Consider the following 12,985-nt stretch of genomic DNA (forward strand, 5'->3'; position numbering starts at 1 on the left):
CGGCGTTTCCGCTCATTTAAGTCAGAGGGTTGCAGGCATGACTGGTATGGCTACTCAAGCGCTACTGCGCACCAGACATCTGATGATGCCGCTACTCCGCCGCGATCTTTCCCGAACGTCGTCCTCCATAAACGCCCAGCCCAACATGCGGTAAGGCAACTTCATGCTCGCTGTTAGGCATTATTAAAAATAGAGCTGTGGCTCTGATTTTACTGATGTCTATCGGACGCTGCCGATACCAGTTCCCGATAGTGGCCTGATAATCTTAAGAGAGTCAGCCGGTCACGCATGCGCTCTATGCTGCCACCCCGGACATCAAGTTGCCGGGATAACCTTTGTTATCTCATCACCGTGCCTTGTGGCACAGCCTCATCCTTAACCGTTTGAGAGTTAGCACTATGAAAGAATTGAAGATAGCCACCAGCGCCAGCCTGGTCGCCGCCATTGAAACGCTGCGCCAGATTGTCCGCGTCGAGCAGACGGATTATACCGACGTTGCGGCATTGGTCGTGTCGGTTGATGACGTCAACGCCGGCATCCTGGCACAGCTTAAAGCCACCGGGTTCGAGATCCCCACCTTTGTGGCGGTGGCCGGAGATGAGCATCTCTCGCCGGACTACCTGCCGTTTATCAGCGGTGTTTTCGCGCTGGACGGTGCCAGCAAGGCGTTTTATATGGCGCAGTTGGAAGCCGCGGCGGATGCTTACGAGCAGGCGCTGCTGCCGCCGTTTTTCAAAACCTTGAAAACCTATGTGGAAATGGAGAACTCGACCTTTGCCTGTCCGGGGCATCAGGGCGGGGAGTTTTTCCGCAAGCATCCGGCGGGCCGCAAGTTTTTCGAGTTTTACGGTGAAACGCTTTTTCGTTCCGACATGTGCAACGCCGACGTTAAATTGGGCGATTTGCTGATCCACGAAGGCTCGGCCAAGGACGCCCAAAAGCATGCGGCACGGGTGTTCAACGCCGATAAAACTTATTTTGTGCTCAACGGCACCTCGGCCGCCAACAAGGTGGTAACCAACGCGCTGCTGACCCGTGGCGATCTGGTGCTGTTCGACCGTAACAACCATAAGTCCAACCACCATGGTGCGTTGATCCAGGCCGGTGCGACACCGGTGTATCTGGAAACCGCGCGCAACCCGTTTGGTTTTATCGGCGGTATCGATTCCCGCTGCTTTGACGAGCGTTATCTGCGCGAACAAATTCGTCAGGTAGCGCCGGAGAAAGCCGAGGCAGCGCGTCCTTTCCGCCTGGCAATCATTCAGCTCGGCACCTACGACGGCACTATTTATAATGCGCGTCAGGTGATCGACACCATTGGTCACCTGTGCGACTACATCCTGTTTGATTCGGCCTGGGTGGGTTACGAAGGGTTTATCCCGATGCTGAAAGAGTGTTCACCGCTGCTGTTGGAGCTGGACGAGCTTGACCCGGGCATCTTTGTTACCCAGTCGGTACACAAGCAGCAGGCCGGCTTCTCGCAAACCTCGCAGATCCACAAGAAAGATGACCATATCAAGGGCCAGAAGCGTCACTGCAACCACAAGCACCTGAACAACGCTTTCATGCTGCACGCCTCTACCAGCCCGTTCTATCCGCTGTTTGCGGCGCTGGACGTCAACGCCAAGATGCATGCCGGGGCCGCCGGTCGCCGTATGTGGATGGACTGCGTGAAGCTTGGCATCGAGACGCGCAAGCAACTGCTGGAACGCTGTTCGCAGCTCAGGCCGTTTGTCCCCCTGCAGATCGCGGGCAAGAACTGGCAGGATTACGACACCGATTTGATCGCCAACGACGCCCGTTTCTTCAATTTTGTGCCGGATGAGAAATGGCACGGTTTTGAAGGTTACGCGCAGGACCAGTATTTGGTCGATCCGTGCAAACTGCTGCTGACCACGCCGGGTATTGATGCCGCCACCGGCCAATACACCGAGTTTGGCGTGCCGGCCACCATTCTGGCCAATTTCCTGCGCGAGAACGGTATCGTGCCGGAGAAGTGCGATCTTAACTCGATCCTGTTCCTGCTGACGCCGGCGGAAAACCCGGCCAAGATGCAACAACTGGTGGATATGCTGGTGCAGTTCGAACGTTACGTGGAAGAGGACGCGCCGCTGAGCCAGGTGCTGCCAACGGTATATCGCAAGAACGAGCAGCGTTATCGTGGCTATACCCTTCGCCAGCTGTGCCAGGAGATGCACGATTTATACGTCAGCTTCGACGTTAAGCAGCTGCAAAAAGAGATGTTCCGTCAGCGTCATTTCCCGCAGGTGATGATGAACCCACAGGACGCCAACGTGGAGTTTATCCGTGACAACGTTGAACTGGTGCCGATCGGGCAGGCCGAAGGGCGCATTGCGGCAGAGGGCGCGTTGCCTTACCCACCGGGCGTGCTATGCGTAGTGCCGGGCGAAGTCTGGGGCGGGGCGGTACAGCGTTATTTCATGGCGCTGGAAGAGGGCATCAACCGGCTGCCGGGCTTCTCCCCGGAGTTGCAGGGCGTTTATATCGAGAAAAAGGATCACGGCTGGAAACGCATTTTCGGCTATATGATCAAGCAATAGAAAATAAGGGCCGGTTTGCACCGGCCCTTTTCATTGATAACGCCACCGCAAATTATCTTCTGCGGTAACTCTTCTGGGCGTTGTTCACCTTCACCAGGTAACGGCGAGATTCGCCGGCCGGATGCTTGGTGGTCAGCGTCTGATAGACGTCGCCCGGCTGCATGCCGTTGATGATGCTCACCGCACGGGTCCTGTCGCTAGAGAACACACGCAGCACGCTGCCGGCGCCGCCGTTATAGGCAGTGATAACCGCGTAGCGGCGTGAGGTCGGGTTTTGAATCCCTCCCAAATAGTTATTCTGCAAAATGGCCAGATAAGCCGTACCGGTATCGATGTTGTTTTCCGGGTCGAACAGGTAACTGCGGCTTGGTTTGCCCCATTTCCCACGCATCTGGAACACATCCTTACCGGCAGTGTGCTGCACCACCTGCATCAGGCCCAACGCATCTGAACCGCTCACCGCATACGGGTTAAAGCTCGATTCGGTCTGCATGATCGCCAGGATCAGCGACTCTTCCACGCCGTATTTCTCCGACGCCTTGCGAACCATCGGCAGGTATTTGTGGGCACGTTTGTCCAGGTGGTTTGGCACCAGCTGAATAGTGACCGAGTAAATTACGTGCAGGCCGGAGGTGCGTTTTTGCAGCTTGGTCTGCAACAGATAGTCGGCGAAGTGCGCCGCACGCCATTCCCAACGGATCGGCGCACCTTTGTTATCCAGTACCTGGCCGTACAGGAACGGCTCTTTACTGATCTGGATATCGTTGACGTCGGAATAGAGATCGATAGAACCCGGGTCGTCCCCCATCAGCAAGGTGCTGATAATCGCCTGACGCAGGTGAGCGGCAGGATCGGTGGTGGCGATGGTTTCAATAGTGATGGCACCAGAATCAAAGTTGATGTGGCTACGGGTTTGATACTGGTCGGTGTATTTAACGTAATCTTTCGGCCCGGCGATCAGAACTTCGTTCAGACCCCAGATATTCTCGATGTTGTGGGCGAACTGACCCATCAGGATTTCGAAGCCGTTGGTGTCTTTGACCCAGGCTTCGTTGACTTCAGTGCTTTTTTTGCCGGAACAGGATATCAGCAGGGGCGCTATCACTAGCAAAGCTAAAATTTTCTTCATCTTAAAGCCGTATACGAGAAGTATTGGAAGGGCCAGCGCCTGGCCCCAACAGCATTATTCGCTTGGTGGCGTATAGCCTTCGATATGGACGTCATGCCCTTCGAACAAGAATTTGATCATTTCCGCTTCCAGCAATTTGCGGTCGTCAACGTTCATCATGTTCAGTTTTTTCTCGTTGATCAGCATGGTTTGTTTTTTCATCCATTCTGCCCAGGCTTCTTTCGAGATCTCGTTATAGATGCGTTTGCCGACTTCCCCTGGATAAAGCTGGAAGTCCTGCCCTTCGGCGTCACGCTGCAGGAAGGTACAAAAAATGGTTCTGCTCATGCTAATTCCTCATCAATGGCGCTATTGCCAATAAACCCGTCATACTTTGAGCTGCAGGTGTGTTGGCTGCCTTTTCTCACCCGAATCACTTACCTCAGTAAGCTCATCGGGACTCGCTCAGTTGCCGCCTTCCTGCAACTCGAATTATTTAGGCTATAAACCCTGTTGGCGCGGGGACTGTTTTGCCAACTGTTGCAACAGGCGGTCAACCGGTGCGGCCAGCCCGACCGATGGCGGCTGCGCTAAGTTATACCAGAGACCGGCGCCCTCATCCATGCTGCTGCCTGCGGCGTCCATTTCCAGCCATATTGGCACGATATCAAGATGGAAATGACTGAAAGTATGACGAAATGCGGTCAGTTGCTCCCGGCGATTGTTTTTCAGACCGCGCTGTTGCAGCCAGAGTTCCATCTCTTCACGTTCGCTGAACTGCGGGAAGCAGAACAGACCACCCCACAGACCGACGGCGGGGCGCTGCTCCAGCCAGGCGCGTTCGCCGTGCTGCAGCAATAAAAAGTAGGCGGTTTTTTCCGGCAGGGTCTGCTTGGGCTTTTTACCCGGATATTTTGCCCAACTGTGGTGGGCATAGGCAATGCAGCCGAGGCTGAGTGGGCACAGTTCGCATTTCGGCTTGGAGCGGGTGCAGACCATCGCCCCCAGATCCATCATCGCCTGATTGAACTGGCCAACGCCCTTGGCCGGTGTAACGTTTTCGCTGATTTCCCACAGTCGGTTTTCTACCTCTTTCTTGCCCGGCCAGCCTTCGACGGCATAGCAGCGGGCCAGGACGCGTTTTACGTTGCCGTCGAGGATTGGGTAGTGTTGGCCGAGCGCCAGCGACAGCACTGCGCCTGCCGTTGAACGGCCAATACCGGGCAGGGCGTGGATTTCTTCAAAGGTTGTCGGGAACTCACCGCCGTGCTGTGCGACAATAGCCTGCGCCGCCTTATGCAGATTGCGCGCACGGGCGTAGTAGCCCAGGCCGGTCCACAGGTGCAGCACTTCGTCCAGCGGCGCTTCAGCCAGCGCACGCACGTTGGGAAAACGTGCCATAAAGCGCTGGAAGTAAGGGATCACGGTGGCAACCTGAGTTTGTTGCAACATGACCTCAGAGAGCCATACTTGATAGGCGGTCTTATCAAGCTGCCACGGCAGGGTCTTACGGCCGTAACGCTGGTACCAGTCAAGCACCACCTGTGCGAACTGCTGTGCTTGCATCATAAGCTGATTCGATATCCGGCAGAAAATGAAGCGCGATTGCAGCATAGAGTCATGATGCTGTAAACCGGAACTTTCCGACGTCGCACGGCAGGTACATTAGATGAACACTTGCTAAACCAATGTATCTTTGCATAATGCGCGTTTCCCTAATTGGCAGCCAAACAGACAGAAAGCACTATGATTAATGACGTCATCTCCCCGGAATTTGATGAGAACGGCCGCGCGATGCGCCGTATCCGCAGTTTTGTCCGCCGCCAGGGGCGGTTGACCAAAGGCCAACAGCACGCGTTGGACAACTATTGGCCGGTGATGGGCGTGGAGTATCAGGCTGAACCTGTCGATATCGCCGCACTGTTCGGGCGCGACGCGCCGACCGTGCTGGAGATCGGTTTTGGTATGGGCGCCTCGCTGGTGACCATGGCGGGCAATAACCCGCAGCAGAATTTCTTGGGGATAGAAGTCCATTCGCCGGGCGTGGGTGCCTGCCTGGCCGACGCTACCGAAGCGGAACTGAGCAACCTGCGCGTAATGTGTCACGACGCGGTTGAGGTGCTGGAGAATATGATCCCGGACGGCTCGCTGGACATGGTTCAGCTGTTTTTCCCCGATCCGTGGCACAAAGCGCGCCACAACAAACGCCGCATCGTACAGACGCCGTTTGTTGAACTGGTGCGTCGCAAACTGAAAGTCGGCGGCGTCTTCCACATGGCCACCGACTGGCAACCTTATGCAGAACATATGTTAGAGGTTATGAACGGGATCTCAGGCTATCGCAATCTTTCCAGCGATAATGATTATGTGCCGCGTCCGGATTCACGCCCACTGACAAAATTTGAATTACGCGGCCAGCGTCTGGGACATGGCGTTTGGGACTTGATGTTTGAGAGGAAAGAATAATGGCTAAGAACCGCAGTCGTCGTTTACGTAAAAAGTTACACATTGAAGAGTTTCAGGAGCTGGGCTTCTCCGTTGCATGGCGCTTTGCCGAAGGCACCGCGGTTGAAGATATCGACAGCACGCTGGACGCTTTTATCGACGAAGTGATTGAGCCGAACGGCATGGCCTTTGACGGTAGCGGCTACCTGCAGTGGGAAGGCTTGATCTGTCTGCAGACCATCGGTCACTGCACTGACGAGCAACGCGAACTGGTCAAAAAATGGCTGGAAGCGCGTAAACTGACCGACGTTAAGGTCAGCGATCTGTTCGATATCTGGTGGGACTGATTTTCCTGCCTGATAAGCGCGGCCTGGCGTCGCGCTGAATCTATTGATTTAAGGTGCCTTTACGGCACCTTTATTTTGTCCGGAGTGTGACCGCGGTGGTAACAACATTGGATAACGCGTTGCTGGATGAGATCCTGCAACAGGTGCGCCCGCTGATTGGGCAGGGCAAGGTGGCGGACTATATACCGGCGCTGGCGGAAGTGGCGGCCGATCGTCTGGCGATCGCCGTTTGCACCGTCGACGGCGAAATGTTCCAGGCCGGTAACGCCGACGAGCGTTTCTCTATTCAGTCGATCTCCAAGGTGTTGAGCCTGACGCTGGCGCTGACGCGCTACCAGGAGGCGGAGATCTGGCGTCGGGTTGGCAAGGAGCCTTCCGGTCTGCCGTTCAACTCGCTGCTGCAGCTGGAGATGGAGCAGGGCAAACCGCGCAATCCGTTTATCAACCCCGGTGCGCTGGTGGTGTGCGACATGCTGCAAACCCGGCTCAGCGCGCCCAAGCAGCGAATGCTGGAAGTGGTGCGTCAACTGGCCGGTGAAGATGACCTGGCCTATGATTCGCGGGTGGCCCGTTCCGAGTTCGAACACTCCGATCGCAATGCGGCGATAGCCTACCTGATGAAGTCGTTCGGCAATTTCGAAAACGACGTGCTTACCGTGCTGCAAACCTATTTCCACTACTGCGCGCTGCGAATGAGCTGTGAGGAGCTGGCTCGCAGCTTTGTTTATCTGGCCAATCACGGTCGTGATCTTAGCGGACGCGAGGTGATAAGCCCCCTGCAGGCGCGCCAGATTAATGCGCTGATGATGACCAGCGGCATGTACGACGGCGCGGGGGAATTTGCCTATCGCGTGGGCATGCCGGGCAAGTCCGGCGTGGGTGGCGGTATTGTCGCTATCGTCCCCGACGAGCTGTCGATCGCCGTCTGGTCGCCGGAACTGGATGCTTCCGGTAACTCATTGGCGGGAACTGCGGCGCTGGAACTGTTGTCTCAACGGATTAGCCGTTCGATTTTTTAGCCCCACCACGGAAGGGCGTCAGGAGAATATATGTTAAAGAAAACCGGGTTAGCCTTACTGCTGTTGACTGCTTCACAGGCCCATGCCGAGTATCAGTGCAGCGTTAAACCCCAGGACGACGTGATTATCAGCCCGCAGAACGTACAGGTGACCGGGGCCAGCGGCAATCTGCAGATTTCACCGGATGGCGATGTAACCCGCAATGGCCAGGCGTTGAGCCTGACAGACAGCCAGCGACAGAAGGCCTTCAGTTACCAGAGCGCATTGCGCAAAGAGTTGCCGTGGATCGACAACGGCGCTCAGCAACATCTGGAAAAAGCGCGGGTGGCGTTGGACAAGGTGATCGTCAAAGAGTTGGGCAGCGACAGCAACGTGCGTAACCGTCTGACCACGTTGAACGGTCAGCTTAAGCAACAGATGAACCGTATCATTGAGCACCGCAGCGACGGCCTGACCTTCCATCACAAGGCGATTGATCAGGTTGAGCAGGATGGCCGCAATATCGTCCAGCAGAGCATGGGCGGCGTATTGCAGGACAGCCTGAATGAGATGGGCGTCAAGCAGGCAGCCAATAGCGGCGGCAACCCGTTGCAGGCGATCATGGGCAATCTGGGCGGCCTGCAGAAGGCGATTCAGAACGAATGGAATAACCAGGAGCAGGATTTCCAGAACTTCGGCCACGACGTGTGCAACCGCGTTACCGGCCTGGAAACCCAGCGCAAAGATTTGCTTAATGCATTGAAGTAACATGAAATCACAGCGGATAGCGTGTTTTTTGACCTCCTGACGGTTATCTGACAGACTGGTTAAACTACGTACAGATTCATGGGTGTTTACGGAGAACGCTATGAGCCATACTCGCTACGAAACTGATGTTGTCGCCTGGGCAAATGAACAGGCAGCTCTTTTGCGCTCCGGAAAATTGTCTGAGATCGATGTTGAAAAGATCGCCGAGGAGATTGAGGACGTGGGAAAGAGCGAGCAAAGGGAACTTGCGAGCCGAATGACGGTGCTGATAGCACACTTGCTGAAATGGAAATACCAGCCGGCTCGGCGCGGAACCAGTTGGGAAAGAACGATTAAGGCACAGCGTAAAGAGGTGCTTTATAGCTTGAAAGAGTCGCCCAGCTTAAAAAGCAAACTCGGCGATGCAGACTGGCTGGATGTGGTATGGTCAAAAGCAGTCGCCTTTGCCACCACGGAGACCGGATTGGATGTTTATCCGGAAAACGGTATTTGGGACATTCAGCAAGTCCTTGCTCAAGATTTTTACCCAGATTGATTCAAATAAAAAAGCGCTGAAAACTCAGCGCTTTTTTTCATTCATCCGCCAGGAACAACTCCAGTAGCGAATTAAGGAACAGTTTGCCTTTCTCGGTGATCTGCCAATACTCCGGCGTTTCTACCAGATAACCTTTCGCCAGCGCTTCGTCCAGCGCAGCACGGATCGCGCTTTCATCCAGCCCGGTGTAGTTGACGAATTCAGCACGCGGTGCGGCTTCCAGCAGGCGGAAGCGGTTCATAAAGAATTCGAACGGCCGGTCCGCCGCCGTCACCTCATGCTGCTTGTCCATATACTTGCCCTGCATAAAACCACGCGGATGCTTGGTTTTCGCGGTGCGCAGAATGCGGCCGTCGCTGAAGGTTAACTTGCCGTGCGCGCCGCAGCCAATCCCCAGATAGTCGCCAAAGCGCCAGTAGTTGAGGTTATGTTGGCACTGATAGCCCGGTTTGGCGTAGGCCGAAGTTTCATACTGCTGATAGCCGGCGGCGCTCAGCAATTCATGGCCCCGCTCGAAAATGTCCCACAGCGCGTCGTCGTCCGGTAGCACCGGCGGGCGTGAACTGAAAAGCGTATTGGGCTCGATAGTCAGTTGATACCACGACAGATGCGGTGGATTGAGGGCAATGGCCTGGCGCAGATCGTCCAGCGCCTCTTCCAGCGACTGGTCCGGCAGGCCGTGCATCAGATCCAGGTTAAAACTGCGCAAACCCAGGCCGGTAGCCAGGTGAGCTGCGCGTTTGGCCTCTTCCGGGCCGTGAATGCGACCCAGGCGAGTCAATTTCTCGGCGCTGAAGCTCTGCACGCCGATAGAAATGCGGTTCACACCGGCGCGCTGATAGCCGCTGAAGCGATCGGCCTCCACGGTACCCGGGTTGGCCTCCATGGTGATCTCGGCGCCGTCAATCACCGGAATGCGTGCCCGCACGCCGTCCAGCAGCGATTGCATCGCTTCGGCACTCAACAGGCTGGGGGTGCCGCCGCCGATAAAAATGGTGCTGATTTCGCGACCACTGACCAGCGGCAGATCGGCATCCAGATCCGCCAGCAGGTGATCGACGTATTCCTGATGCGGCACTTCGCCCTTCAACGCATGCGAGTTGAAGTCGCAGTACGGGCATTTCTGCACGCACCACGGAATATGAATGTACAAACTCAGCGGGGGCAACTTAAGCATTGCGCATCGCTTCCAGCATCAGCTTCAGGGCTTTACCACGGTGTGATACGGCGCGCTTTTCGTCACGGCTCAGCTCGGCAGCGGTGCGGCCCAGCTCCGGAACGTAGAAGATAGGATCATAGCCAAAACCGCCTTCACCGGCGGCGGCATCGGTGATTTCACCGGCCCAGCTGCCGTGGAACACCAGCGGTGTCGGATCTTCCGCGTGGCGCATATACACCAGCACGCAGTGGAACTGTGCGCCACGGCTGCCCTTGGGCACGTCTTTCAGCGCAACCAGCAGCTTGTCGAGGTTTTGCTGGTCAGAGGCGTCTACACCCGCGTAACGTGCAGAATAGATGCCTGGCGCGCCGCCCAGTGCATCAACCGCCAGACCCGAGTCGTCGGCGATCGCCGGCAGACCGGTGATTTGCGCCGCATGGCGGGCTTTCAGAATGGCATTTTCGATAAACGTCAGGCCGGTTTCCTCGGCGGACTCCACGCCCAATTCGGTTTGTGCGACCACGTTCAGGCCGAAATCGGCCAACAGGTCGGCGAGTTCGCGCACTTTACCCGGGTTACCGGTGGCAAGAACGACTTTTTGCATGATGACTACCTTGAAATTTATTCGATTAGCGCCGCGACCACGGCGGGGATCTGTTGCGGATTAACGATGCGTAACTGTTTATGCCGCCCCAGCTCGCCTTTCTCTATGGTGACGTTGCTTTTCGCCACTTTGAACTGCTTGGCGAGAAACTTGATCAGATGAGCGTTGGCCTGGCCGTCTACCGGCGGGGCGGTAATGGCGACTTTAAGTTCGTCGCCATGCAAACCGACAATCTGGTCGCGGCTGGCTTTCGGCTGAATATATAGCCTGATTGCCAGCCCGTCCAGCACGGGGGTGACTGCACTCACAGCAGGAACCAGATCTCACCGAACAGATCCATACCCAGGTAGTTGATCAGATACAGGATCAGGATCACTACCATCGCTGAAAAATCAATGCCGCCCATTGCCGGAAGAATACGGCGGATTGGCGCCATCAACGGTTCGGTCAGTTGATACATCAACTGATCAATCGGGCTGCGGCCCTGACTTATCCAGCTCATCAGCGCGCGGATAATCATCACCCAGAAGATCAGATAACCGGCCGACTTTACCAGAGAGATCAAGCCAAACAGCAGGTTATACGGGCTGAGTGACATCGCGCCGCCCTGAATCAGCAGCAACAGCGGATACTTGATGGTCATCAGCAGGAAAGCCAACAGCAGTGATGCGCTGTCAATTGGTCCCATTGACGGGATAATACGGCGCAGCGGGCCAATCACCGGCTGGGTGATCTTCACGATAAACTGCGCGAATGGGTTGTAAAAGTCAGCGCGTGTCCACTGCATCCAGATGCGCAGCAGCAGTACCATGACGTAAAGATCAATAACGGTTTTGACCAAAAAAGTCAGCGTTAGCATGAAGTCGTCCTTCTCCTTAACTCTCGATTATTTAAAATGATTTTTCCATTTCCTGCGCACGGGAAACTGCCGCCTGCATGGCTTTGGCCACGGTTGCCGGCAGTTGTTGCTCGTTGAATACCCGCAGCGCCTCGGCGGTGGTGCCGCCTTTGGACGTTACCTGCTCACGCAAGGTCGACAACGGCGTCTCCGGGTTGGCTTCCACCAGCGCAGCGGCGCCGGATGCCGCTTGTTGCACCAGCGCACGGGCCGTCTGGCTGTCGAAGCCCATACGTTCGGCTTCCTGCTGCATGGCTTCCATAAACAGGAAGAAATAGGCCGGGGCACTGCCCGCAGCGGCGATCACGCTGTTGATGCCGTTTTCGTCATCCACCCAACATACCTTGCCAACTGACGCCATCAAATCACTGGTGTAGTCACGATCCTGTTGGCTGACCTGCTGCGGCGCATACAGGCCACTCATGCCTTTACCCACCAGCGATGGCGTGTTTGGCATGATGCGTACAATATTCAGATTGTCGGCCAGCAGCTGGTAAAAACGGCTGACCTGAATGCCTGCGGCGATCGACAGCACCAGTTTGCCGCTGAAATCGATCTGATCGCGCAACGGCTGGCAGACATCTGCCATCATCTGTGGCTTCACCGCCAGTACGATGACGTCTGCCTCGCGTGCGCAGGCAAGGTTATCACCGCTGCTAACGATGCCGTAGTCGGCAGCCAGCGCATCGCGGTTTTTAGCCGAAGGCGCGCAGACGCTGATGGATTTGGCCGGGTAACCGCCCGCCACCAGGCCGGCGATGATTGCGCGGGCCATGTTGCCGGCGCCAATGAAGGTAATCTTACGGTGTTGCATTAAAATTCCTCGTCAGTGTGTCAGGACTGCGAATAATCTCGCGCGCCAAAAATGGCGGTACCGATACGAACCAGAGTGCTGCCTGCGGCAATGGCCGCCGTCATGTCATCGGTCATGCCCATCGACAGCGTGTCTACCTGTGGATAATGCTGTTGCAGCGCCAGGAAGGCGTCGTGCATCTGGCGGAATACCGCTAATTGGCTCTGGTAGTCTTCTTGCGGAGCCGGAATCGCCATCAGCCCGCGTAAACGAACGTTCGGCAAGGCGACAACCGCTTCTGCCAGCGCCGGCAGTTCAGCCAGTACAATGCCAGATTTACTCTGTTCATCGCTGATATTTATTTGGATCAGAACGTTAAGCGGCGGCATGTCTGCCGGGCGCTGGTCGCTTAACCGCTGGGCGATACGCAGACGATCGACGGTATGGCACCAGGCAAAGTGCTCTGCCACCAGCCGGCTCTTATTGGATTGCAAAGGGCCGATAAAGTGCCAATCCAGCGTTGCTCCTTCCGGCAGCGCGGCAAAATGCTGAACCTTATCCACGCCTTCCTGTACATAGTTTTCCCCGAAGGTTCGCTGGCCTGCCGCGATAGCTTCTGCGATCGCCGCCACAGGTTTGGTTTTACTCACTGCAAGCAGCGTCACTTCTTCTGGAGCGCGAGCGCAGCCTTGAGCGGCCGCGGCAATGCGGTTTCTGACATCCTGCAGATTCTGTTGGATAGTGCTCATCATTGACCCAGGAGATTGAT

Annotated in this window: 15 protein-coding genes; 6 read left to right on the forward strand and 9 right to left on the reverse strand. The window is 56.0% G+C overall.

What is annotated here, in order from left to right:
• The first annotated feature begins 398 nt into the window (after positions 1-398).
• Entirely contained in the window at positions 399-2,561 is a 2,163-nt protein-coding gene (gene speF, locus ACMGG1_RS02850) for an ornithine decarboxylase SpeF (RefSeq protein ID WP_020828616.1), read from the forward strand.
• Between the two features lie 52 nt (positions 2,562-2,613).
• Here the strand turns inward: speF and mltC are convergent, their stop codons facing one another.
• From mltC to mutY, 3 genes are all read right to left on the reverse strand, one after another.
• On the reverse strand, positions 2,614-3,690 hold the full coding sequence (gene mltC, locus ACMGG1_RS02855; protein ID WP_020828615.1) for a membrane-bound lytic murein transglycosylase MltC: 1,077 nt from the start codon (positions 3,688-3,690) through the stop codon (positions 2,614-2,616).
• A 54-nt stretch (positions 3,691-3,744) separates the two neighbouring features.
• Positions 3,745-4,017, reverse strand: coding sequence for an oxidative damage protection protein (locus ACMGG1_RS02860; protein WP_020828614.1), 273 nt, complete (start codon positions 4,015-4,017; stop codon positions 3,745-3,747).
• A 153-nt stretch (positions 4,018-4,170) separates the two neighbouring features.
• Positions 4,171-5,238: an A/G-specific adenine glycosylase gene (gene mutY / locus ACMGG1_RS02865; RefSeq protein ID WP_242507331.1), complete on the reverse strand. Its 1,068-nt coding sequence runs from the start codon at positions 5,236-5,238 to the stop codon at positions 4,171-4,173.
• 177 nt (positions 5,239-5,415) lie between these two features.
• On the opposite strand from mutY, the gene trmB reads away from it, so the two are divergent.
• The 5 genes from trmB (at position 5,416) to ACMGG1_RS02890 (ending at position 8,762) form a co-directional block, all read left to right on the forward strand.
• The gene (trmB, locus tag ACMGG1_RS02870) at positions 5,416-6,135 is read left to right on the forward strand and encodes a tRNA (guanosine(46)-N7)-methyltransferase TrmB (RefSeq protein ID WP_020828612.1); all 720 of its coding nucleotides are present in this window, start codon (positions 5,416-5,418) and stop codon (positions 6,133-6,135) included.
• Positions 6,135-6,461: a YggL family protein gene (locus ACMGG1_RS02875; RefSeq protein ID WP_020828611.1), complete on the forward strand. Its 327-nt coding sequence runs from the start codon at positions 6,135-6,137 to the stop codon at positions 6,459-6,461. Before trmB ends, ACMGG1_RS02875 begins: the two co-directional genes overlap by 1 nt.
• Positions 6,462-6,556: 95 nt before the next feature.
• Entirely contained in the window at positions 6,557-7,480 is a 924-nt protein-coding gene (gene glsB, locus ACMGG1_RS02880; protein WP_130016774.1) for a glutaminase B, read from the forward strand.
• A 30-nt stretch (positions 7,481-7,510) separates the two neighbouring features.
• Positions 7,511-8,227, forward strand: a complete 717-nt coding sequence (locus tag ACMGG1_RS02885) for a DUF2884 domain-containing protein (protein WP_020828609.1) — start codon at positions 7,511-7,513, stop codon at positions 8,225-8,227.
• 100 nt (positions 8,228-8,327) lie between these two features.
• Positions 8,328-8,762 carry a DUF29 domain-containing protein gene (locus tag ACMGG1_RS02890; protein ID WP_122080179.1) on the forward strand — a complete coding sequence of 145 codons (435 nt, stop codon included), beginning with the start codon at positions 8,328-8,330 and terminating at the stop codon, positions 8,760-8,762.
• Positions 8,763-8,799: 37 nt separating this feature from the next.
• Here the strand turns inward: ACMGG1_RS02890 and hemW are convergent, their stop codons facing one another.
• From hemW to ACMGG1_RS02920, 6 genes are read right to left on the reverse strand one after another with little or no spacing between them, the layout of a single operon-like run.
• Positions 8,800-9,939 (reverse strand): radical SAM family heme chaperone HemW, encoded by a 1,140-nt coding sequence (hemW, locus tag ACMGG1_RS02895; RefSeq protein WP_046372639.1) that lies wholly within the window; start codon positions 9,937-9,939, stop codon positions 8,800-8,802.
• Positions 9,932-10,525 carry an XTP/dITP diphosphatase gene (locus tag ACMGG1_RS02900; RefSeq protein ID WP_046372640.1) on the reverse strand — a complete coding sequence of 198 codons (594 nt, stop codon included), beginning with the start codon at positions 10,523-10,525 and terminating at the stop codon, positions 9,932-9,934. The genes hemW and ACMGG1_RS02900 overlap by 8 nt, the downstream gene beginning before the upstream one ends.
• Before the next feature lie 17 nt (positions 10,526-10,542).
• Positions 10,543-10,833 (reverse strand): DUF167 family protein YggU, encoded by a 291-nt coding sequence (gene yggU / locus ACMGG1_RS02905; RefSeq protein WP_020828604.1) that lies wholly within the window; start codon positions 10,831-10,833, stop codon positions 10,543-10,545.
• Entirely contained in the window at positions 10,830-11,384 is a 555-nt protein-coding gene (locus ACMGG1_RS02910; protein ID WP_044553435.1) for a YggT family protein, read from the reverse strand. The genes yggU and ACMGG1_RS02910 overlap by 4 nt, the downstream gene beginning before the upstream one ends.
• A 31-nt stretch (positions 11,385-11,415) precedes the next feature.
• Entirely contained in the window at positions 11,416-12,237 is an 822-nt protein-coding gene (proC, locus tag ACMGG1_RS02915) for a pyrroline-5-carboxylate reductase (RefSeq protein WP_020828602.1), read from the reverse strand.
• 20 nt (positions 12,238-12,257) lie between these two features.
• Positions 12,258-12,965: a YggS family pyridoxal phosphate-dependent enzyme gene (locus tag ACMGG1_RS02920; protein ID WP_020828601.1), complete on the reverse strand. Its 708-nt coding sequence runs from the start codon at positions 12,963-12,965 to the stop codon at positions 12,258-12,260.
• Positions 12,966-12,985: the final 20 nt, after the last annotated feature.

The sequence above is a fragment of the Serratia sp. BNK-12 genome (assembly GCF_047456085.1).
Classification (GTDB): domain Bacteria; phylum Pseudomonadota; class Gammaproteobacteria; order Enterobacterales; family Enterobacteriaceae; genus Serratia; species Serratia liquefaciens.

Bases quoted from the DNA above. Each gene is read 5' to 3' on its own strand.
- speF (WP_020828616.1), top strand. From the start codon at position 399: ATGAAAGAATTGAAGATAGCCACCAGCGCCAGCCTGGTCGCCGCCATT.
- mltC (WP_020828615.1), bottom strand. From the start codon at position 3,690: ATGAAGAAAATTTTAGCTTTGCTAGTGATAGCGCCCCTGCTGATATCC.
- ACMGG1_RS02860 (WP_020828614.1), bottom strand. From the start codon at position 4,017: ATGAGCAGAACCATTTTTTGTACCTTCCTGCAGCGTGACGCCGAAGGG.
- mutY (WP_242507331.1), bottom strand. From the start codon at position 5,238: ATGATGCAAGCACAGCAGTTCGCACAGGTGGTGCTTGACTGGTACCAG.
- trmB (WP_020828612.1), top strand. From the start codon at position 5,416: ATGATTAATGACGTCATCTCCCCGGAATTTGATGAGAACGGCCGCGCG.
- ACMGG1_RS02875 (WP_020828611.1), top strand. From the start codon at position 6,135: ATGGCTAAGAACCGCAGTCGTCGTTTACGTAAAAAGTTACACATTGAA.
- ACMGG1_RS02885 (WP_020828609.1), top strand. From the start codon at position 7,511: ATGTTAAAGAAAACCGGGTTAGCCTTACTGCTGTTGACTGCTTCACAG.
- ACMGG1_RS02890 (WP_122080179.1), top strand. From the start codon at position 8,328: ATGAGCCATACTCGCTACGAAACTGATGTTGTCGCCTGGGCAAATGAA.
- hemW (WP_046372639.1), bottom strand. From the start codon at position 9,939: ATGCTTAAGTTGCCCCCGCTGAGTTTGTACATTCATATTCCGTGGTGC.
- ACMGG1_RS02900 (WP_046372640.1), bottom strand. From the start codon at position 10,525: ATGCAAAAAGTCGTTCTTGCCACCGGTAACCCGGGTAAAGTGCGCGAA.
- ACMGG1_RS02910 (WP_044553435.1), bottom strand. From the start codon at position 11,384: ATGCTAACGCTGACTTTTTTGGTCAAAACCGTTATTGATCTTTACGTC.
- proC (WP_020828602.1), bottom strand. From the start codon at position 12,237: ATGCAACACCGTAAGATTACCTTCATTGGCGCCGGCAACATGGCCCGC.
- ACMGG1_RS02920 (WP_020828601.1), bottom strand. From the start codon at position 12,965: ATGAGCACTATCCAACAGAATCTGCAGGATGTCAGAAACCGCATTGCC.